Origin of the sequence: Halocatena halophila, from assembly GCA_027563145.1 — an archaeon.
In the GTDB taxonomy this organism is placed as follows: domain Archaea; phylum Halobacteriota; class Halobacteria; order Halobacteriales; family Haloarculaceae; genus Halocatena; species Halocatena halophila.
This window is the reverse complement of the sequence record CP071306.1, coordinates 2,655,046-2,676,592: the sequence shown is the minus strand read 5'-3', so window position 1 is coordinate 2,676,592 and position 21,547 is coordinate 2,655,046. Positions and strand designations below refer to the sequence as shown.

Annotated in this window: 20 protein-coding genes; 10 read left to right on the top strand and 10 right to left on the bottom strand. The window is 53.1% G+C overall.

Translation table 11 applies throughout. The annotated features are described in order from the left end of the window. Positions 1 to 111 precede the first annotated feature (111 nt). The gene (locus JXQ78_RS14165; protein WP_330631419.1) at positions 112 to 390 is read right to left on the bottom strand and encodes a hypothetical protein; all 279 of its coding nucleotides are present in this window, start codon (positions 388 to 390) and stop codon (positions 112 to 114) included. 154 nt (positions 391 to 544) lie between these two features. Then, entirely contained in the window at positions 545 to 1,201 is a 657-nt protein-coding gene (locus JXQ78_RS14160; protein ID WP_330631418.1) for a helix-turn-helix domain-containing protein, read from the bottom strand. Positions 1,202 to 1,290: 89 nt separating this feature from the next. On the opposite strand from JXQ78_RS14160, the gene JXQ78_RS14155 reads away from it, so the two are divergent. Beyond that, positions 1,291 to 2,277 carry an NAD-dependent epimerase/dehydratase family protein gene (locus JXQ78_RS14155; protein ID WP_330631417.1) on the top strand — a complete coding sequence of 329 codons (987 nt, stop codon included), beginning with the start codon at positions 1,291 to 1,293 and terminating at the stop codon, positions 2,275 to 2,277. Positions 2,278 to 2,814: 537 nt separating this feature from the next. On the opposite strand, the gene JXQ78_RS14150 is transcribed toward JXQ78_RS14155, so the two are convergent. Next, a complete protein-coding gene (locus tag JXQ78_RS14150) occupies positions 2,815 to 3,339 on the bottom strand; it encodes a hypothetical protein (RefSeq protein ID WP_330631416.1) in 525 nt (174 codons plus the stop codon). 510 nt (positions 3,340 to 3,849) lie between these two features. Here JXQ78_RS14150 and JXQ78_RS14145 point away from each other — a divergent pair. Beyond that, positions 3,850 to 4,290 carry a hypothetical protein gene (locus JXQ78_RS14145; RefSeq protein ID WP_330631415.1) on the top strand — a complete coding sequence of 147 codons (441 nt, stop codon included), beginning with the start codon at positions 3,850 to 3,852 and terminating at the stop codon, positions 4,288 to 4,290. A 93-nt stretch (positions 4,291 to 4,383) separates the two neighbouring features. Here the strand turns inward: JXQ78_RS14145 and JXQ78_RS14140 are convergent, their stop codons facing one another. Then, entirely contained in the window at positions 4,384 to 4,590 is a 207-nt protein-coding gene (locus JXQ78_RS14140; RefSeq protein ID WP_330631414.1) for a cold-shock protein, read from the bottom strand. Between the two features lie 2,037 nt (positions 4,591 to 6,627). Here JXQ78_RS14140 and JXQ78_RS14135 point away from each other — a divergent pair. Then, on the top strand, positions 6,628 to 7,071 hold the full coding sequence (locus tag JXQ78_RS14135) for a hypothetical protein (RefSeq protein ID WP_330631413.1): 444 nt from the start codon (positions 6,628 to 6,630) through the stop codon (positions 7,069 to 7,071). A gap of 248 nt (positions 7,072 to 7,319) precedes the next feature. On the opposite strand, the gene JXQ78_RS14130 is transcribed toward JXQ78_RS14135, so the two are convergent. After that, on the bottom strand, positions 7,320 to 8,237 hold the full coding sequence (locus JXQ78_RS14130) for a phosphotransferase (RefSeq protein WP_330631412.1): 918 nt from the start codon (positions 8,235 to 8,237) through the stop codon (positions 7,320 to 7,322). A gap of 801 nt (positions 8,238 to 9,038) precedes the next feature. Continuing rightward, positions 9,039 to 9,776: a S1 family peptidase gene (locus JXQ78_RS14125; protein WP_330631411.1), complete on the bottom strand. Its 738-nt coding sequence runs from the start codon at positions 9,774 to 9,776 to the stop codon at positions 9,039 to 9,041. 576 nt (positions 9,777 to 10,352) lie between these two features. Between JXQ78_RS14125 and JXQ78_RS14120 the strand changes: the two genes are divergently transcribed. Beyond that, positions 10,353 to 12,455, top strand: a complete 2,103-nt coding sequence (locus JXQ78_RS14120; protein ID WP_330631410.1) for an acetate--CoA ligase family protein — start codon at positions 10,353 to 10,355, stop codon at positions 12,453 to 12,455. Further along, entirely contained in the window at positions 12,452 to 13,513 is a 1,062-nt protein-coding gene (locus JXQ78_RS14115) for a phosphotransacetylase family protein (protein ID WP_330631409.1), read from the top strand. The genes JXQ78_RS14120 and JXQ78_RS14115 overlap by 4 nt, the downstream gene beginning before the upstream one ends. A 1,049-nt stretch (positions 13,514 to 14,562) precedes the next feature. Here the strand turns inward: JXQ78_RS14115 and JXQ78_RS14110 are convergent. Continuing rightward, a complete protein-coding gene (locus JXQ78_RS14110; protein WP_330631408.1) occupies positions 14,563 to 14,820 on the bottom strand; it encodes a recombinase family protein in 258 nt (85 codons plus the stop codon). Between the two features lie 351 nt (positions 14,821 to 15,171). Here JXQ78_RS14110 and JXQ78_RS14105 point away from each other — a divergent pair, with 351 nt between their 5' ends. Next, positions 15,172 to 15,723 (top strand): ParB/RepB/Spo0J family partition protein, encoded by a 552-nt coding sequence (locus JXQ78_RS14105; RefSeq protein ID WP_330631407.1) that lies wholly within the window; start codon positions 15,172 to 15,174, stop codon positions 15,721 to 15,723. 287 nt (positions 15,724 to 16,010) lie between these two features. Beyond that, a complete protein-coding gene (locus JXQ78_RS14100; protein ID WP_330631406.1) occupies positions 16,011 to 16,454 on the top strand; it encodes a hypothetical protein in 444 nt (147 codons plus the stop codon). Between the two features lie 78 nt (positions 16,455 to 16,532). Here JXQ78_RS14100 and JXQ78_RS14095 read toward each other — a convergent pair whose 3' ends face one another. Next, positions 16,533 to 16,808 (bottom strand): hypothetical protein, encoded by a 276-nt coding sequence (locus JXQ78_RS14095; RefSeq protein WP_330631405.1) that lies wholly within the window; start codon positions 16,806 to 16,808, stop codon positions 16,533 to 16,535. Positions 16,809 to 16,923: 115 nt separating this feature from the next. On the opposite strand from JXQ78_RS14095, the gene JXQ78_RS14090 reads away from it, so the two are divergent. The 3 genes from JXQ78_RS14090 (at position 16,924) to JXQ78_RS14080 (ending at position 18,739) form a co-directional block, all read left to right on the top strand. Further along, positions 16,924 to 17,307, top strand: coding sequence for a winged helix-turn-helix domain-containing protein (locus tag JXQ78_RS14090; protein ID WP_330631404.1), 384 nt, complete (start codon positions 16,924 to 16,926; stop codon positions 17,305 to 17,307). Positions 17,308 to 17,676: 369 nt separating this feature from the next. Beyond that, positions 17,677 to 17,814 carry a hypothetical protein gene (locus tag JXQ78_RS14085; RefSeq protein WP_330631403.1) on the top strand — a complete coding sequence of 46 codons (138 nt, stop codon included), beginning with the start codon at positions 17,677 to 17,679 and terminating at the stop codon, positions 17,812 to 17,814. A gap of 742 nt (positions 17,815 to 18,556) precedes the next feature. Then, the gene (locus JXQ78_RS14080; RefSeq protein ID WP_330631402.1) at positions 18,557 to 18,739 is read left to right on the top strand and encodes a hypothetical protein; all 183 of its coding nucleotides are present in this window, start codon (positions 18,557 to 18,559) and stop codon (positions 18,737 to 18,739) included. Positions 18,740 to 18,944: 205 nt separating this feature from the next. On the opposite strand, the gene JXQ78_RS14075 is transcribed toward JXQ78_RS14080, so the two are convergent. Both JXQ78_RS14075 and JXQ78_RS14070 read right to left on the bottom strand, forming a co-directional pair. Then, positions 18,945 to 19,730, bottom strand: coding sequence for an ABC transporter ATP-binding protein (locus tag JXQ78_RS14075; protein WP_330631401.1), 786 nt, complete (start codon positions 19,728 to 19,730; stop codon positions 18,945 to 18,947). 69 nt (positions 19,731 to 19,799) lie between these two features. Next, complete coding sequence (locus JXQ78_RS14070; RefSeq protein WP_330631400.1) at positions 19,800 to 21,437, bottom strand: hypothetical protein; 1,638 nt, start codon at positions 21,435 to 21,437, stop codon at positions 19,800 to 19,802. Positions 21,438 to 21,547: the final 110 nt, after the last annotated feature.

The following is a 21,547-nucleotide window of genomic DNA, read 5'->3' as shown; positions in this document are numbered from 1 at the left end:
TAGTTCGCTCACGATCGTTGTGAGCTAGTTTCTAGATGGTCGTTATTCGATTAGCAATAGCTAGCAATATTCAGCGTACGACTACTGAACAAAAGGACGTTTGCTCACACCTTAGCTGCCCGTTCTGGGAGAGACACTCACAACGTTCGTGAGGACGCTATCGACGGCCTCAGCAGTGAACTGTTCAGCGGTCTTGAGGCGTCTCGCGAGCCAGTCGTCAAAAATCACTGCTTTTCCTTGACCTGTGTGGACGACCTCCGTTCGATCACCACCCAGTCGATCAAGGAACGACATCACTCGGGCGACCGTCTGGTCGTGGGCCGATCCGTACTCTTGTTTGAGCTCCTGTTTGATCGTCGTTGAATCCAGTCGGATGCGTATACCTACCATATCGAAATGCCACTATTAGTATGGTGAAAACACGACAGAAGTGTTGAATGATACTACAATAATTCTTATTGGAGTGAAGTCAGGCAGATGGATCTCTTATGCACGAAATTAACGCAATTTAGTTACTAGCCACTTATTCCAATTAATTGGAATATTATGAGAACAACGCTGAGATCAGCTTTGATTCGGCCTTTCTCAGATGCTCTGAAGCGGTACTGGACGCACAGCCTATCGCGGCAGCCACATCTGCATGGGTCGCCTGCCGTGGAATTTCGTAATATCCCACGTTGATTCCAGCCACGATAGCCGCGTGCTGGCGGTCACTCAACTGCGCAGCAACGGCATCTTGACTCACCTGCGATCCACCGACTTCTGCAATTTCTGTTTCGATACCAGTCGGAACCTCTTCTACTGCAGCCTGAATCTCCGATGCAGGTCCAACGACCGTTATGGCGAGTCTCCCGTCTCGGAGAAACTCGATAGGCGATACCATGATGAGGCTCCCGCGGGTAAACAATATCTCAATCAGTTGCTTTGTGGTCGATGTAGTGGAATCTCGAATGTAGATATAGAAAGTAGCCTCGTCGATGGGTGTGACATCGTAGCTGACGACCTGCGAGAGTTCATCGAGATCGGCCGTGTACGCCTCTCGATCCCCTTCAATGCGAAACAAGAGTCCTATTGGTGTATTTGTTAGATTCCAGTTTATTAACTCGACAGTTGAGAGATACTCCGCCCCTCCTGCGCTAAGAGCATATCCCGGATGAATAGCTGTCTCGACAGGCCGAATTGTCAGTCGAACACGCTTCATATTTTGGCGGATGTACGCGCGCTGGTATAAAGCCTCCATGCATAGCCCGCAGATACCATTCAGGTGGCAGCCTCGTACAGACGACCGAAATGAAGGTATTCATTACCGGAGCAACCGGCGTGCTCGGCCACCGACTCGTCGAACGACTTTGCGACCGTGGACACGAAGTCATTGGCCTCACCCGCGACGAGGAGGGTGACGACCTCGTGGAACGTCGCGGGGGAACACCCCGACGTGGCGATGTCCTTGAACTGGAGTCGCTATCGGCAGCGGTAGATGATGCGGATGTCGTCGTCCATGCCGCAACGAAAATCCCCACGAAGATGAAGCCCACGGCGGAAGATTGGGAGCAGAATGCTCGTATTCGGGTGGAAGGGGGCCGAAACATCGTGGCCGCAGCCGTTGAGACCGGTGTGACACGAGTGCTGTTTCCGAGTGTCGTGTGGGTCGCTCGCCAACCAGACGGCTCATTCTTTGATGAAAATGCATCTCGTCATCCTGACCGGACGACCCAGTCGGCAGCCGACGCTGAAGACGTTTTTCACGAGGCTGCCCAGACGCACGGTCTCGATATTGGTATCCTTCGGTGTGGATTCTTCTATGCGCCGGATTCCGCACAAACTCGCCAGTTCGCACAGAATCTGTTGTCGCGCACACTGCCAATCGTCGGTGGTGGCGTGTTCGGACGACGAGACGCCAAACTCTCCCTGCTCCATGCCGATGATGCGGCGCGGGCGTTCGCGGACGCCGCCGAGACGGATGCAACCGGCTATTGGCATGTCGTCGATAACGAACCCGTCACCGTCGCAGAGTTCATTCGCGCCTTTGCCGATTATTTGGATGCCCCCAAACCGTTTCGGATTCCAGCGTGGCTCGGACGTCCACTCGCTGGGAAGGACACTGTTCAGTTACTGACGCACTCGATGCCGACATCGAACGATATGTTTGAGCGTGAGATCGGGTGGGAACCGATGTATCCGACGTACAGAGAGGGCTTACAACAGGTCGTTGAGACATGGATCAACGATGGCACGCTCCGTGAGACACCGGAGGGATACGAATGGATCGGCGAGTAACAATCACGGTCGCCGCGGTGGAAGTTCATCTGCTGGCGCATCTTGCTCATAGAATCGTCCTCAAACTGATCCCTGTATGGCTGACTCCAATGCAGCTGGTAGTCATTGATGCGGTTACAGAACTACCCTAGTAGGATTGAAAAATTGGGTGGTCACGACCGTGTTGCGTTGCGGTGTTCCAAAACCAACCTTTAAGGTATACATCCCATTGATAAAATTGCCACTCGCTTCACTTTCGGTGAGTGCTGCTGGCCACACGTGATATCTAAAAATTCTGCTATGAAGGTTACTCGCAGTGCGCCAGAGAGACCAGTAGTTTAAGAAGCGCAGGCAACTCCTCGGTTGACCGCGCCTCACAGAACGGAACCACAGCTTCTAGCAAACAGCTCGCAGCAGACACTGCCTCCAACCTTTTTTCGACTCGGGTTCGCTCCGCTCACCCCTCGTCCAAAAAACGTTGATGAAAAAAGGCCGCTCGCTCCGCTCGCGGTGGGTGATTCTAGCCACATGCAGTTTCAAAAAATTCCGTCGTAGAGGTTAGTTGCAGTGCGCTGGTGAAACTAGTAGCTCAAGGACCGCAGGCAGTTCCTCGGTCGATCGGGCCTCACAGAATGGAACGACAGCCTCTAGCAAACAGCTCGCGGCAGACACTGCCTCGTCCTGCGTCTGTGCACGCGCTGGATCCTCAGGACGATCCGGAGAAAACGCTAACAACGTAACGTCCCCGCTCCGTTGCTCATGCGCACGCAGTCTGGCATCGTTTTCGAACCAGGCGGTGTAGATCGTCTCGCCCTGCGAGCGAAATCGTGTGATTCGGTCGAGGGACGGCAGCTGATCTGGTTTACCACTCGAACGCTTGCTCAGATCAGCAATCGCCAGCACCTCCTCAACCTGGCGGCTGTGTCTACACTCCGTTGATTGACACGGCCGACACCAGCAGTTCTCGGCGATGTCCACGACGTGGTGGAGTTCAGCTGAAGAAAGTTCTTCGCGATCCTCGATCCCCGCCAGCGTGCTGATCTGCCCATCTACCGTTCGGAAGCTGAACTGTGGGAGACTCACGAGCCGACCCTCCACGACGGACAGCCAGTCGCGTGTGCGCGCGGACGAGCGACTGGCCGTCCACAACGGGCACACCGCGTGGTAGTCATTGACGATACGACAGGATTACAGTACCGCAGTGCGTTGCTTTTCATGGGTAACCTACCCATGGGAACCCCAGCGTCAGGTGGCTTCAACACCTGGCGCGATTTCCGCCACGCACAATCGCGCGGACTGGCGTTCCCTACTCTCTGTGCCTTTCGCTTTCGTTATAAACTTTCGTATGTGTTGGAGTTCCAGAAGATTGTGTGATCAACCAGAACCGTCATACTGGGCAGAATAATCTCCTGTAGTAGTTTCGGATTCTGTTGTGATAGTATACAGTTATTGATATTGGCATAAATGTATGGCCGGTGGGGTCACTGTTCAGTTGATGGGATCATGCAGATCCGCTCCATTGCAACCGTTGGCAAGCCACGGAGAACCGTTTTTTGTGTGTATGTATATCCTGTACAGATAGAGCGATCGAAAATGAGCAACTCCAAACAAGCAACCGTCGTATTGCTGGTGATTCTATCACTCGCCACTGCTGGTTGCTTCGCCGACACCTCCGGCAATGAAGATACGGAAACACCGAGTATACAGGATTCCACCGCGATCAATTACACGTCGAACAACAGTGGAGCGATCCAGTTGAGAGTAGTAGCGTCCCCTCCTTCAAATGCCACAGTCGTTCCTGCAAAAGATGTACGAATTGCGGCTGTGGATACGATTCAGCAGGGTGTTCAACAAGCTGTAGAGACGGATGCAACTCGTCACAAAGTAGGGTTACGACTCTCGGGTGAGCAATTTACAAAAACCGCCGGTGCGCTACGGAAATTGCCGAGATACAACGGCTCACATCCGGACAAAGGATATTACATTCGCTACAACGAATCTGTCGTGTCTGTGATTCTCCTTGTCGAGGAGTAGCCTGACTGACGCAGCCAGTGCTCGTGGTGGAGTAGCAGTCTGAAAGAAAATCAATCCGTCCATCGCTATCAACGACGGGCAGACGTAGAGTTGTTAGTTGCGGACGAGGTTCGTCGCGCGTGGTCCCTTCGGGGATGATTCAATGTCGAACTCGACTTCCTGCCCTTCTTCGAGATCCGGGCCGCCAATGTCCTCCATGTGGAAAAATACATCTTCGTCGTCATCAACTGCGTCGTCGTCAGTCGAAATGAAACCGTAACCGCCAGTGTCGTTGAAGAAATCAACCTTACCGTTTGCCATTGCAAATAATCAAAGACCCGGCTTGCGGATAACACTTCCGAGGGTCGCGGTACCACGACCGTTGGAAAAGCTCACACCTAATCAATTGCCTGAAAGGGCTGTTTTTTGGCGTTTAAGGGCCAACAAATGGATTAGCAGAGTTCTTTAGACAATTTATTGAAATATGTGTCGTCGGTTTCGAAGGGATCGATACCGATGTTCATCGTGTCACTGACGGCATCGAAAGCGCGCTTGAGTAGGTCCAGGCGGCCAAGAGATGGTACTATCAGCATTGTGGGCGGTACGACTGTCGGCTGGCAGTTTCCTGAAGCTGTACTGCGTGAGGAGCTGTATCGTCACCTCGTCCCAATTCTGTTCGACGATTGGATTCGATTGGTCGACACCGTCCGAACTGGAAATTACCAATGTCAGTCCCCAGGCCCCTGTAGTCAGAACGTAATTGAGTCTGGAATTGGCCACCGCAACAATGGTCCGCCTACTGACAAGGTGATGTTGTGGAGAGGAAATAAGAACAAGTCGACATAATTCAGAACTGGATAATGCAATCCCGTTACGTCGCTCTTACTACGGCACTTATAACAACACTCATATTCACGGGTGGTACATTCGCTGCACAGATTGGTCCCTTGAATCCAATCCACCGGAACCAGCTCCAGAGATACAGTCGCTTTCGATCACTGATCGCGATTGTCGCGGTGGAATTTCTGATTTTGCTCGCTCAAGTGGTGGATCAGATGGAAGACACGTTTTCGAAGGCATTACTAACACAACGACACCAGCGGGAGCACTCACAGCGAAAGCTGTCCGCACCTCACCCGAAAATGCAGACGTGATTACCTACCGGATTGACCTTCAAACCAATCCCGCTACGAACGCATCTCAGTCCTGCAGTGGGGAAATCGCGTATCGTCTCGTCGCTGTCGCTCCACCTGGGACGACTGGTACGCGGGTTGGAGTGTATCTCGATGGCCAGATGATTGCATGTAGTGAGAGTACTTCTGATCCGAGGGTTGGCTGTGTTCGGCTCTCGAAATACGATGACCAATCACCTGATGCAAGTACCAACGGATCAATATCGACTGTGTCCCCACAGTGGATTCTCCACGGTACCGGTGGGTTCAAGGGAGCTTCCAGGACATGAAGCGATATCCCCGTTCACGTAAATCTCGTCGGAGCACGCCAGCATCGGTATTACTGATTCTATAGTTTCACATTCGTGTGATTTCGTGGAGCACAGCCTCTGAGACCACCCTCAGCCGGCCGATATCGACTAAGCCAGGAATCTATTCTAGAGCTTGATCTCCATGAGAAGTATGCCATCTATGAGGCGTGCAAACGAAGACACAGGTCTTTGATATTTATTAAGGAAGAGAAACGATATCAAGAGTATGTCAGATGTGTCACAGAAAATTAACAAGCGGTTCTTAACGCCTAGCATAAAAGTATGGAATCACAAACTGTGTTATATTATATCTAGTGGACAATTAGGGGGTTTTGGCGCAATTTTTGGGATCTACATTGCTGTATCGTATCATGTATACAATCCACACAATCCATTCAGTGTTGCCATAGTAATGTTATCAACGGCGGTAACGGTATTTATAGGGTCAATATTTCTCGCGATTATTGACTGATTCATTCTAAAACACCACACTGTATTTCAAAGTCGAGCTCAGTTCCTTTGAGGAATCCTAGCAAGAGTTCGGGCAGGTCGTTCTTGGCTGCAGTCGGCTGATCGATGGGACTTCGACGGCGTCAATATATTCTGGGACGTAGTTTATTAGATCGCCACATTTTGTGTGCCAGATTTGCTCGGCAGGATTCAGTTCCGGGGCATAGGGAGATATGCATCCGCAGCAAGAGTTACATAAGGCCATTTCAACCATCGCTCGGCGCTGATCGAGTCGGACACCACTGTCAATAGCGGTACAGAAGGAAATGGCTGCTGACAGTCTGTCAGTATCCCTGTATCATTTAATACAGAATGCCCTTGGCAACAGGAGCAAATTTATGATAGGTTCAAACAATTAATGTAGTATGGATCTACGCTCTTGGTTACGACCTGCGATGTACGTGAGTGGTATTGGATTGTTTGTGCTTGGACTCGCTATTACTGGTTCTGCTGCATACAGCGAGACAGACGCAACCCCTTACTTGATTCAGGTTGACCAAGGAGACGCATCCACGAGTGCCTCACCAATTGCGTATTCTGATCTTACGTCGGAAGAGAAATCCGTGTTTGATCGACTGATGACAGGCCAAGCAGCTCCTGTTGAAGGAACTACTCTGACCACCTTTGCCAACAACGCTGTTCAATATCAGGGGGATGTATACACGTTCGAAGTGACCTATGACCCAACAACACTGTCACATCTCGTCGTAGGTTTCGGGATGGCACTATCCGTTGCTGGTGGAGCGTTGTTTTTCCTGACGCAGTTTATCGAGAGACGGAGAACGCTATCTACAGAGGTTTCATCATAAGCTCATTTCTTGCGCCAATCACGCCAAAGCACTCCCCTCGGTATGAACTGACAAGAACACCACTACTCCTAGTTGCGTGTTAGGATAATTACGTGAAAACTCTCACGCCCTCCGGGCTCCTATAGAGGAGTGACTGCTGATAGGAGGTGCATTTCACTCCGTGGAGGGTGCCAGACAGCAGGACTCTTTCATCCCAACCGGTAGTGTAAGATTGAGAGCGTCGTTTTCGTATGTGTTTCAGTGACTCGCTACGAGAGTCGCTTTACTGTCTCACTGATATCCTTTCGAAACCGCTTTGCTCGTTTTGCTGTCTCTTCCAGTCCATGCTGGTTCTGGACATACAGAGATTTGAAATAGTAGACGAGATTCATGAGCAGGTAGAGAGGTTTTCGGCGCTCGAATCCTGCAGGGAATGATCGAATGGATTCGTACCCATCCCGGAACGTTTGCTCCAGGGCGGCGGTGTTGTGATTGAACGTCGGGAAGACAGTTCGCCAGTAATCGAACTCGCCCGGTGCTGCCAGTGCGTGTTCGAAGTCGACGATGCAGTTCACCTGATCATCACTCACAGAGATGTGCTCAGGTGTTGCCCAGCCGTGGCAGCAGACAGGACTGTCAGCGTCTTCAAAGAGCTCCGAGCGATCAGTGAGGACATCGATGACGGTATCAACACTGTCAGCGTGGCCCTGTTGATCAGGGACCGATCGGTGACGACGGACATACGCGATTGCAGCAGTGTGCCAGTCGCTCGCCCCGGTAATCGTGAGTTCGCCGTTTTGTGGCTGGAACTGGCCGTACGTGTCGATAAATTGATTTGTTTCGGCATGCAAGGTTGCGAGACCTCGTCCTGCGACGAATGCCCACGTCTCGTCAATGTCTCTTCTTGCGTCGGCTGGTGGGGCATCCGGATGCCACTTGGCGACGAAGTAATCGTCTCCTACGCGAACTATCCGTGGTACTGGCACGGATGTCTGTTCACCGAGGAATGCGGTCACGCGTCCCTCAATTGCCGCTTTCCCCGTCGGGCCAGTATTGCCCTTGTACACGGCGTGGTGCCCATTGACGGTGACTTCATACACTTCGTGGGGTGGAACGGCACGCAGTTGGCGCACGATGCTGTAGCTTTCAAACGCTGTTGCAAGCGTCTCGTGGACTGTGTGTTTCATTTGCTATTGCCACGTATCGGATGGCGATCGGCCGCCCGTAGGACGGTGCTACGGCTACGGCCGAGAGAAGATGTCAAAATGTTCCGGAGAGTCAATATAAGGATTTCGTTCAGTGCGTGTGGATGATTGCGTGGTAGTACACTAACACGCAATTCTTCCCAAACTACAGCTCTGAAACGCCCGATTTCAACTCTCTCACAACATCAATCGATCGGCTGATGCATCGATATTGCGTGCTATCCATAAGAGAATCATGCAACATACGAACGGAACAAAATCAGGACGGAACCGACAACGGACAGCTGAGTCTCAAAGATAATAGATCCTTCCTTGTGAGACACATCATCTGGCTCAAAGCCTATCAACGGAGAACACGCACGGAACCTCGTCTATACCTCCACCATATCGCAAAAACTACTTAAAGGAGCAGCGTACCCCTCGCTACCCAGTCGAACATTCAGTGAGTGACGAGCAACGGACCTACGAATGGCCACGATCTCGAACTTACTGGTAACCGATAGATTCACCACGAGAGACCGGGCGGGACAGATCGGTTATCGATCGGTCGAATCGTTCCTCAGACGCTTCCTTGTAATGGGAATGTAACAGTCATTTCCATATGATGTGCCTGTTCACACAATCAAACGAGCCATAAATCCGAGAATCCATCACCGTATGGTGATACGCCAACGCCCAATAGAGTAATCATCCACAACCCTTCCCCATCAAAATTAGATTCGGAGTGGGTCCCATCGTACGTAGAGCAGGGGTGGATGAACTCAAGCAAGAATCCTTTCTAAGCTACGCGTTATAGAGAATATCATTTTCGTCAAGAAAATCTGCCAATTCCGAAGCATCCACGGCGTATCCAATCATCACCTGAGTAAGGGAGATGAACCGTTGCATCAGATCTGCAACGATCTGTGATTCTGAGAATTGGTGCTCATTTCCATGCTCATCTTCCGCTGTAAAGCCCACTCCAGTTTGGTTATTAGCGAGGGCCTCCAATGCAGAGTGCTGGAACTGTGTGAATGGAGCATGTTTAGCAACTACAACCCCAATAACTCCATCACTTTCTGATAGAAAGAGTGGGCCGCCTGAATTTCCATCATTGAACGCCCCGTTAACAACAAGTTGTTTGACAGGTCCTGAGGAAGTTCGCTCCTGACTAAATCCAGAAAGATACCCAACAGACAGGAGGGGGGAAGGTCCTGAGTGACCTATTGGGAATCCCCAAGTTGAAACCTGAGCACCGACAGCAAAGTCAGTGTTGAACTCCAACCCTAACCCGTCACTCGGCTCTTCAATCGGTTCCAGCACCGCCAAATCCCTGTCGGGGTCCACAGTTTTGTTGGAGAAATTCACTTGTTCCCCTCGGGAAGATTGAGCCATGATACCGCCTGCAACAGCACCCTCAACTACATGAGCGTTAGTAACGACGTGTCCACTATCCAATAAGAATCCAGTACCCTGCGATTGAGTCTGCAGGCAAATTATTTGAAATACAGAATCAACGGCTTCTCTTCCTTCGTCCCCCACAGCGTCACGCGTCCACTGGGTTGAGGTGGGCATTCGACTATTATCTGGCATAAGAATTTGATAGTCGAGATTGCATATAAACATCATGACAGCGGAATGAATGTAAAACTAGCGAAACTTTGATGCGACCATGCCTCGCGTACACACGTTAAAAAGTACTGATCGGTGTGTATCCCTCCACCTTCGACTGTGTAAAAGCTTGGAAGAACGATCTACTGGGCAGTGTATCGCTTACGATTCTCCGCGATCGTCCCGCACCGGCGAGCGCGAAATACCGAGTGACCGAGCGAGTTGCCGCTTGCTCGCCCCTTTATCGAGTTCATCGAGCACCACGACAGCCTTCTCGTAGTCGTCGTTCGGTGTAAGATACCCTTCGGATCCTCGCCCTCATCGGTAGCGTGACCGCGCGTACCGTCAGAACGAACGATATTCCGGTCCTAACGGTCTGATGGCACTATATGGAGGCTATCTCTTCCCAGGAGTCGACGACTGTCTCGGCAATGGACGGTCCATCGAGTAAATCACACTGGTTCACTGCCCCATGCATTATTACATCCCCCAACAAATACGGAACTGATGGGTGATCTCTCGGAGCTGTTCGCGCCCTCGACTGTGGCCGTCGTCGGTGCAACCGAGCGTGAAGGCTCAGTCGGGCGGGCGGTCACCGCTAATTTACTCGAGTTCGACGGGGAAGTGGTGCCCGTCAATCCGAGCAAGGAAACGGTGTTCGACCGCGAGTGCTATCCCGATCTCGGCTCGGTTCCCGATCCTGTGGACCTCGCAGTAGTGGTCGTACCAGCTGCTGTCGCTGTCGAAGTCGTCCACGATGCGGGGGCAGCTGACATCGAGAACGTCGTCGTGCTCACTGCTGGCTTCGGTGAGGCGGGCAGCAAGGGAGCCACTCGCGAGCGTAAACTCCGCGAGACGGCCAGCGAGTACGGCCTGAATCTCGTTGGACCGAACAGCGTCGGCGTTATGAGCACCTCGGTAAACATGAACGCGACATTCGGCCCCGAAGGTGCTCAAGACGGCTCGATCTCTTTCATGAGCCAGTCGGGTGCGTTCATCACCGCAGTGCTGGACTGGGCAAACGACCGCGATATCGGCTTTCGTGACGTGGTGTCGCTCGGCAACAAGGCCGTCCTCGACGAACGCAATTTCGTCGAGGCCTGGGGCGAGAGCGACGACACCGACGTCATCATCGGATATCTAGAAGATATCTCCGACGGCGGTGCATTCATCGAGACAGCACAGGAGATTACTCAGGAAACGCCAATCGTGGTAGTGAAATCTGGTAGGACAGAGGCGGGCGCACAAGCAGCCTCCTCGCACACGGGGGCGATCGCTGGTAGCGAGCGCGCGTACGAGGCAGGTCTCGAACAGGCGGGCGTCATCCGCGCGGAGACAGTCGAAGAACTGTTCGACGCCGCGAGTATGCTCGACGGTCAGCCCCTCCCGGAGAACGAGGCGGTCGCTGTCATCACAAACGCGGGGGGACCGGGGGTGCTGGCCACCGATGCGGTCGGTGACTCTCGGCTGGAGTTGGCCTCATTCGCTGACGACACGCTCAGGTCGTTCCAGGAGGTCCTCCCAGAAGAAGCGAACATCTACAATCCAGTGGATGTCCTTGGTGACGCAGCAGCTGACCGCTTCAGCGACGCGCTCGATATGGCGCTCTCCGATGCAAACGTCGGCGCAGCACTCGTGCTCGCTTGTCCGACGGCGGTACTCTCCTTCGAAGAACTCGCTGAAATCACGAGCACGACACAGGCCGAGCATGACCTTCCGGTGGCTGCCTGTCTGATGGGCGGGGAGTCAACGCACGAAGCACGCGACATCCTCGACGACGCTGGCATTCCGACCTATTTCGACCCGTCGCGGGCAGTTACGGGTCTCGCTTCACTTGCGCGCTACCAAGAAATTTCGACCCGCGAGTACGAAGCTCCAGCGTCGTTCGACGTTGATCGCGAGCGCGCCCGAGATATTATCCAGAAGGCGGCTGAACGTCCCTCGAAATCTCTCGGCGTCGAAGCGATGGATCTGCTCGATGCCTATGGTATTCCGACGCCACAAGGGGCAGTCGTGGATACTCCGACCGAGGCTGAGCGTCTCGCGACCGACATCGATGGCGACGTTGTCATGAAGATCGCTAGCCCGGATATTCAACACAAATCCGACATCGGCGGCGTCCGTGTCGGTGTCTCTGACAGTGAGGTGGCTGACGCCTATGAAGATCTCGTTGCTCGCGCGAAGAACTACCAGCCGAGCGCTACCGTGCTCGGTGTCCAACTCCAGGAACAGATCGACCTTGACACCGGAATCGAAACCATCGTGGGAATAAACCGCGACCCACAGTTCGGTCCCTTGCTATTGTTCGGCCTCGGGGGAATCTTTGTCGAGATACTCGAAGACGTCGCCGTCAGGGTCGCACCGGTAAGCGAATCGATGGCTACAGAAATGGTCGATGAAGTCGATGCCGCACCGTTGCTCCGCGGGGCTCGGGGGCGCAATCCGGTCGACGAGACAGCACTCATTGAAACGCTCCAGCGCATCTCGCAGTTGGTCACTGATTTCTCTGCTCTCCTCGAACTCGACATCAACCCGCTCGTTGCCACGCCTGAGGGAGTCGTGGCGGTGGATCTCGCAGCAACCATCGACCCGGAGGAATTCGACCAATGAACCCGATACTGTTCACCTCGACCGACGAAAGCACTGGTAAGACGGCCATCGCACTCGCGCTCGCGCGCATCGCCAACGAGCGCGGAGTGAAGACTGGCTACATGAAACCGAAAGGCACGCGCCTGCAAAGCAACGTCGGGAAGACCCTCGACGAGGACCCGCTACTCGCACGCGAACTACTTGACCTCAACGCCGAGGTTCACGAATTGGAACCGGTGGTGTACTCACAGACGCTCATCGAGAGCGCACTCCGGGGCCAAGCCGATCCCGAAGAACTGCGTGAGCGCGTCACGGAGAGCTACCGTGGGCTCGCCGACAATCGCGATCTGATAGTGGTGGAGGGGGGCAACCGACTCTCGACGGGAGAGATTATCGACCTCACCGACCGAGCAGTCGCAGAGCTATTTGACGCGCGGGTGGTACTCATCACACACTTCGACGAGCCCGGCGATGTGGACGATCTCCTCGCGGCGATCCAGCAGCTCGGTGAGGTTGATGGCGTACTGTTCAACGGTGTGTCGGACGATAACTATGATGACGTGATGACCGACGTCATCCCCTTCCTCGAAGACCGGGGGATACCGATCCTTGGCGTGGTGCCTCACCAGCGTGCGCTCGCGGGCATCACGGTCGCAGACCTCGCCGACGAACTCGGAGCACGAATCCTTACTAACGAGGCTCCCCTGGATGGACTCCTCGAACGGATCACCGTCGGTGCGATGGGTCCCGAAGCTGCGCTCGGGCAGTTCCGTCGCACACGCTCGAGCGCAATGATCACCGGCGGCGACCGGCCCGAGATTCAGACCGCAGCATTACAAGCGTCCGGCGTCACCTGCTTGCTCCTCACTGGTGGACATAGCCCTCCACAGGCCGTTCTCGGACGCGCCGAGGAGGCCGGCGTGCCGGTACTACTCGTCCCCTCCGATACGATCACGGCTGTCGACCGTGCCGAAGACGCCATCGACTCTGGTCCAGCACGGAGTGCTGACACCGTCGAACGGATGCAATCGCTGCTCACGGAGCATCTCGATGTCGACGCATTGCTTGATTCCAAGTAGACTCAGGCGTCTTCGCCTGTCGGTGCGAAGATCAGAACAGCGCTGCTTTCTTCGATCGCGTACGGGGAGATCTCACGTTCGCCAGCATCGTCGATCCAGACTCCAGACTCCACTAATCCTGTCCGAAAATATGTTCTGAGAAGATGGTCACCGTATCAACCCGGGAGTGGAGTCGCGAGCAGCTCCGAGAGCTGACTGCGGAGATCTCGGCAGGAGTAACCGAAGAAGAACGGCGACTGCTCAGCAAACAGGTCGTCTGATCCTGTCTGCGTCCGTTCCCTTGTCGAGGATCGTCCCGCTTCAACCTTACAAGAGTTCGTCTGAAACCATCTTATACTGCGCATCTCCGACTTTGGTATGGCGGCTTCAACCCCACAAGGGTTCTGCTGTAACCATGCCCAACTGGTGGAAGCTGGGCTTTGTGTATACCGATTTTGTCGCCCCCCTCTCCATCGACCTTCAGTAGGGCAGTCTCCCCCCAGGGTTGATGGATAGGGTGACGAATATGGTGATCATACGGTGATACTTCTGGCATACTGGTTCTCCGGCATTAGAGGCTGAGGAGAGTAACTGTCCACCATCACGGGCGGTATACGGAGTGGAGCGTGCCTTACAGTGCGCGAGGAGAAAGCCCCTACGGGCAGTGTATCCATCCGGTGCTGTCCGAATAGACGACGATTAGTCGCACTGTCATAGTGCTATTATGATGCTGCCCACGCTGAGGATTACTCTGGTGAAGGTGATGACGAACTCGCATAGTCCATCGATCGGGCCTGTGGTGAGGAGCGACGGCAGTCACTCGTAAGAAAGATTATCCAGAGAAGCATCTACAACAGGCGAGCAACTGTGAAGGACTACGATAGACGACCAGCAGTTCTTGTATCCAGAACCATCGACCCCCTGGGGAAGTGAGGCTACCGAGGGTCGATGGAAATTCTGATGTGAATTCGAAACTATCGACCTCTATAGCCTACGAATCGGCTATGGTTTCAGACGAACCCTTGTGGGGTTGAAGCGGCTACGGCGTCGGCGTGCATCACGGAAGCGGGCTAGTTACAGCAGAACCTTTGTAGAATCGAGTGCGATCCCCATATCGAGGATATGCAGTCCGACGTCGTTCTCGTCGACGATGCGCCGACGGTCGCTGAGAAATCCCGTACCGATCGAGAGATCCGTGACACCTCCGACGCGACCACCTGGTCGATCTCTCCGTCCTCGATCGCTACCATCAACTCACGGTAGCCATCGCGATCGGTGTTCGTCCCACTCTGTTTATCGATGAACATCTCAATCTCGGCTGGCTCCACACCGAGGCGATCAGTGGCATACTCGCTGGTGAGTTGGCGCTGCCTAAAGAGATCCTAATCGGTTGTCGATACACGATACTAGGTGAAGTTTTTCAATTCGTCTCACTTTGTACAACCCTGAATTTTCTTAAAGTCACTCCACTTTCCACCAGTCTGGCGAGAAACTATACCTTCTAACCATGGTAAGAACCAACAATTATCTAACTCGAAGGCCATCCCTCAAGATTAGGATTGCTAATACTTCTAGCAGTGCCATCAATTCCACTATTGTTGCAATAATAGAAATTTCAAATGAAGAGAAATGTACCGTAGTTTCGCAAAGTCCTCAGTCATTCAGCTCTGTGTCGTAGTATGACAGAGAACCCGTTCAACCAAACACTGGACTGGACTGTGCAGGGGAAATATGCTCGTGTTATTGACGAAGAGGGACGTATCTTTGAGGGGTGGGTCGAGCGAGTTCATCACGGGCGGGGGAGTGTCGTTCTGCACGATGTGACGACCGGCGACGACGAACAGCTCGGGAGTGTGTTCATTCGGCTCCCAGGCACCATCGAGGTTCTCAAGCCACGGAAACGGATCGAGTGGCGGGCGCTTGACGAGCTGTCACCCCATCCTGATCACAACGGGGCCTTCACTCCTGCTGATGCTACCATCCGGCGCTGCTACCGCAATCAGTACGCGGGCTCGTTCCCTGTCGTACGAGAGAACGGGATGATCATCAATGGCCACAAACGAGTTGCAGCTGCCCGCATCGCTGGGCTTGCACATCATCCTGTTGAGGTCGTCAATGTCACCGACGATCAGGCTCATGAGCTCTTCACTATCGCTCATCGGAAACAGGCAGACCCCGAAACCACCGACGATGATCAGGACGAGAAATTGAGTCCTAGTACGGCCGGCTGATCCGAGTATGGCGACTTCACTTCGTAGCGAGGAGGGGACACTCCGATTTCTACTGAAATTCGCAAGGTAGCGCGGAGATACTATGTGCATCCTTAGGAGGTCCAGCAGACAATACCGATCAGGAGAAGTTTATGTGAGAAAGCTTGCTTACATTTGTCCGGATAGACGGCCAAGAGACTCCCCACCCACGAACTGCAATTGATGATTGGCTCGACGATCGCGAGATCGTTCCTAGGTTTGATCCACAATAGAAGTGCTTAACCACATATCATATAAAATATATCTATGTGGGGAAAGATAATATTCTTCTGAGGTATGGGTATAATATAGTAAATTCCATGATCGAACTTGATGTCTATCAATGGGTCAGAGACTGTCCCAACTGTGGTGCTCCTACACCAGTAGTATACGCAAATGATCCGAATAGTCACTCACTTTTGGGAGTAGATTTAATCGGTGAAGCGCTGGCAAAACTGGATTTCTCTTTCGTTGAGCAGGGGAAGAAGCCCGGAGATAAGGAGGCATATGGAAACATATGTATTGAATGTAGGGAGTACCTGGATATTAGGATCCGTACCGAGATGTTGAGCGAGATCCAAACGTCAGAGCCTCGAACAACAATGACGATCGCACCAAAGTGCGACAATTGTGATAAAAATGAAGCCAATCGAATCGAACAGGGCCATCCTCTTTGTGAATCCTGTACCATGAGAGATATCTTTGACGAGTAGGAACGGATCGATCGCGACCGTTGCTCAATAGGAGTCGGAATAAATGAGTGTCGATAAATGGGGATACCCGACGTTGGCCTACAGAAACGTCGTGTCAACGTCGCGTGCTTCGAGCCATTTCAGCCCCTGAGCCCTGGATGTGAGACGGATGTTATCCCGTTCACCACCTCCGTAGGCTTCGATTGGACTCTCTGGCTCGGTGATCCAATCGCGGATGAGCTCTTCCGCTCGACCTTCGTCGTGGCTGGCAACCCAGCCTTTGGCCGTATCAACGGTGACCTTTCGGTTTCCAACATACCCACCACGAACGAGCTTCCGCATGATTTTGATCGCTATCTCATCGTCGCTTGCCATGTGGGTCTCCCCAAGTATTCACATAAGTTCCACTATATTATGGCTTTCCGTTTGAACGGAGAGTACCATTCGATACTGCGGAAAATATAAGTCACTGAGTTACTGATTTAGTAATATGAGCCAAGTCGTAGCCGAAGAGGATACCTACGCTGATGGAACTACCCTTGTTAACCTCCTCGGGACACCCGCCCGTGTACGAATTCTCGCTGTCCTCACAAGCGAGACGGACCGTGACCTCAACCCCACACAGATCATGGAGCAAGCTGGCATCGGGAGTACTGCGTTTTACGACCACATTGACGATCTCCGTGCATGGGGCCTTGTCGAGAAGACACGCATGGCCGGAAACTCCCCTATGTTTCGCCTGAACACCGACAGTGAGGCGGCACAATACCTCGGGAAGCTCGAATGGGCGCTCATCGAGCACACTGTCGAAAAAGAAGAAGCCGGCGAACTCAACGAAAACAATCAGCCGATCCTTCCCGAGGACGCGGGATAATCAGAACAACCAATCATCTACGACCTTCGGTAAGCAGTTTTTCCGAGCTCGCGTGCACGACTAATCTGAATTACCGATACCCCATCCCCGTAGAAACCATTGATACTATCATGACTATCGAATCAGTCATCTGCGCTATTTGTGATAATCACGTCCCTCTCGATCAGGAGCACGTTCGCATTTCTCCAGAGTGGATTACAAGAGAACCGACTGATGATGAGTACTTCATCCACACTGATTGTTGGTTTGATCTGACCGATGACTGGACCGACCCCGTTTAGCCCCTGCCGTTCTTCTGCTCACCACCGGTTCCAGTGCTTCCATCCGATCAGCGCAAAGATCTTGGCAGGGGCTGTGGACAATCACTCTATGGGTGGGTACACCTGCGATCGATGCGACACCGGCGGCTGGCAGCTGGACGAAGTGACGATCAAGAACGCGAAGGGCGATGGCCAGGAAATCACCTGCCCAGACTGTCGCATCATCGATTATCTCTTCATCCATTGACCGACTATCACCCCAAAACACGCCTCATAGAATCTATTTCATCTCTGCCTCGGCATTCATCACAGAAAGTTAGAGGTGATTGAGACCCCAATGCAGGGCTCTCAAAATATTCTGCTGAGACACAATTTTCACCACTTTCAGGTGCTGATAACGCCGATCAGTGTCGGATATTCATTCCAAACCTCGGGGAAGGGCGGTACGGTCCCATTCGGTAACATTTTTTGCTCTGGCAAATGATTATTTCATACATATGTCGAGTAGAATTAATAACAATGAGAAATTATCCCACGATGATTGGATTGTATACTGCGAGGAATGCGATCAGACATGGAAGGTATCAGACGCTGATACCCTATTCAGATGGGAGCACAGGAAACACACTGGGCATCTACCTGATGGCCCAGTTGCTGCCTGTCAGTTTTACGAGAACGTCTGGGGGAAGCGCTGGACCCTTTCCTGAAAGAGATGGGGATGGATCGAAGTTACCTACAACGAAAAAAGTGCGGTACAAGCCCGGAAGCACACGAAATCCATACGGGGCATACACCGTGCGTAGAGACCAGAGCGATGGGGCTACCCACTTTCACGTAGAGTACGAATTGTCAGTCCTCGGAAATTTGGTACTATCCATCATCCATATTCGTCCATCCTGCGGAAGAAAAATCTACGGATAGTTATTGGTTAGGAATTTTTGGTGATTATGCAATAATTGGTCGAGAGATTGGAGTGGAATCTGATCCTGATGGGTCACACCGATGATGCTATTGAGACACACTTTGATCGGGACGAACATATCGGTGACTCTGAACCGTATCTCGAATTTCTAGAGATACAGCCGGATAGTTCACAACGGGACGGAGCACTTGTGACTGTGCCACAGGACACCGTACAGCTTACAGCCCTCGGCTGGCTGCTGTGGCTTTAGTCGTTGCTGATAAGGTCGTTGTCATGTATCATCGTTTCCAACGACATCGCGCTACTGGAATGAGCACGTGGGACTTGAAATTATCGCCATGCCAGTCTCGTGGTACAATACCTTCTCAGCGGTGACTATTGTCTGTTCCCCACCAGAACAGCGATGAGTCGCCCGTGAGTGCGGTGAGAGACGGATTCGTGAACTTGGAACGAGCTCACTCTATCTTGCCGCTGGGGTCGGCTTCAGCCTGTCCGTCGTAGGTGGTATCGGTAGTGACGTCGAGGAAAACGTCTTCGAGCGTGCCTTCCTCGCCGGTCTCCATGCGTTCTTTCAACGCATCAGGGGGGCCTTCGGCTACCAACTCCCCATCGTAGAGGATGCCAACCTCGGTGGCGACTTCTTCGACAAGCGGCAGGATGTGCGTCGAAAGGAACACAGTAGTGTCGCTAGCGGCGAGTTCGTTGATGGTATCTCGAACCGTGCGCGCCGCCTGTGGATCGAGACCTGATGTAGGTTCGTCCAGAATGACTACATCGGGTCGGTGCATGAGTGCCTGAATCAACCCCGTTTTCTGCTTCATTCCTTTCGAGTACGTCGAGATCCGGTCGTCGGCGTCGTCGGTCAGGTCGAATCGGTCTAGGAGTGAAGTGATCTGATCTTCAATATCTGACGGAGCCATATCGCAGAGCCCGCCATGATATTCGAGTTGTTCTCGGGCAGTCAGTTCGTCGTAGATCGGCGGTTTTTCGGGCAAATAGCCAATATGCGGAATGACTGCTGGTCGATCGGTAATCGACTCGCCCATGATGTGTGCTGTTCCTTCTGTCGGAGTTATCAAGGTTGTTAGCATCCTGATTGTGGTTGTCTTCCCGGCACCGTTCGGCCCAAGAAAACCATAGATAGCCCCGCTTGGAATTGCGAGATCTAGCTGCTCAACGGCGGTGTTGCTTCCGTATCGCTTCGTGAGTCTGTCCGTGGTGATTGAGGGTGAGTCGTTCATTGATTGCGGATCGAGTGTCGTTCCACTCTCTTCATCTGTTGTTCTGATGCTAGTGATGACCGAAATCGATTACGAGAGAGTATATCGGTCGTACAACCGCACTGCGCGTCGATAGGCAAGTGCTGATACACTAGTCGCCAGAGCAGTTGTCAGCACGAGTGAGCCGATTCGGATTGCTGTGGTCGGGATCCCACCAACCGATACCAGATCGAAGAATGCCATCAGATAGCTGCTGAATATCGGTAAACACACGATACCCAGTAATCCCAGCATAATACCCATTCTGATGAATCCACCTGCGCCCACCTCCGAATATATTGTCGCACTGCTCAGGGGAAGTGGCACGGGTATGATGTCGGAGTAGGGGCTTCTCATCCCGAGTGCGACCGCAATGGTAACGCTACACACGCAGAGTCCTACTCCAGCGACGACGAACAACAGCGTTTCAACGACGCCATAGGGACTCCAGAGCGCGAGGAAGAGAATTGCCCCCGCCGTAATCGGGATACCGGTGACGATACCCGAAAGGAGCGTTCCTCTAACGAACTGTTTTCCGGACACCGTTGTGAGCGTCATGGATAGCGATGGATATTCCGTGCCGATCGGATCGCTCCCGAAGGCAAGCCCGGTCGTCCCCGCGCAGATGAACGCGAGAAATACCAGCGAGATGCCAGGAACTTCTCCGGCCACGAATATTGGGAAAGTCACTCCTAAGAGCAAGACGAGTAGATATCCCGACATAAAGAGACTGCGGGGGATGCGTCGTTCTTGTAGCCACCGCTTTCGAGCAATGGTCAGGGTTGGCTGCGAAATCCGGCTATCAAAGACCAATCCTACGCGTCCCTCTCCGACGAGTGAGTGCGAGCGATGGGTGGTCGTTGCACTGATCGGTTCCGTCTCCCACACCCGCTCGGCGAGTGCGGTCGTCGCGGCCACCAGCACTGGGATACCGATACCCACCAATCCAAGAGCACCTACGCTCTGAAAGAATTTCGGTGAAGTCCTCGGTACACCGACCAGTGCGAGGTCGACGAACCATGCCGTTGGCGCGGCGGCGAGCCATTTCCACACGAGATCGATCGACACCTGTCCCGCAATCACTACAGCCATTCCGATTGAGAGGAGGGAGAACGCCACCACAACGAAGGCAGTTTTGTATCGACGAAATCGCGGAGAGCGGGTGGTGAGAAAGTCCACGGCGAAACTGAGGGCGACTGCGGAAAGGACGCTAAGGGACAGGAAGCCAACGACCGCGATGATGACGGTAGCGATACCTAGCGGAGCGCGCATACCGAGAGAAAATCCAATAGCAATACTGCTTGCGGTGAGGAACACTCGGATGGCGGCCCGACCGGACACGGTCAGTACCACTCCGATGATGACTGCGCGTGCGGGAACCGTCGTCAGCAGGTGGTTGATGTTGAGCCGTTCGAGGAGTCTAGAGGTTTGTTGGACGAATCCAATGAGGAGCGTGAGAAATACCGCCGTCGTGAGCGACCGGATAGCGCCGACCGGCAGTGTGATCGCTGCGCTGCGAAAAGCTGCTCCAAAGCCATATGCAATGCTGGTAGCAATCACGAGGGTACCAATAATAAAGAGGGCGATAACGGCACGTACTACCGACGAACGAGCAAGTTGGCGTCGGGTCCGCATCCATTCGGTGCGTGCGATTCGAACTCCATGCCGAAGACCAATGCCACCGTCCATCACATACACCTCACTTTGAAGTACACTTAGTACTACCCAGATACGCATTCATTTCCATTCGATCTATAGATTTACTTTCATGACCTCTATATTCGACAGCATGATTGATC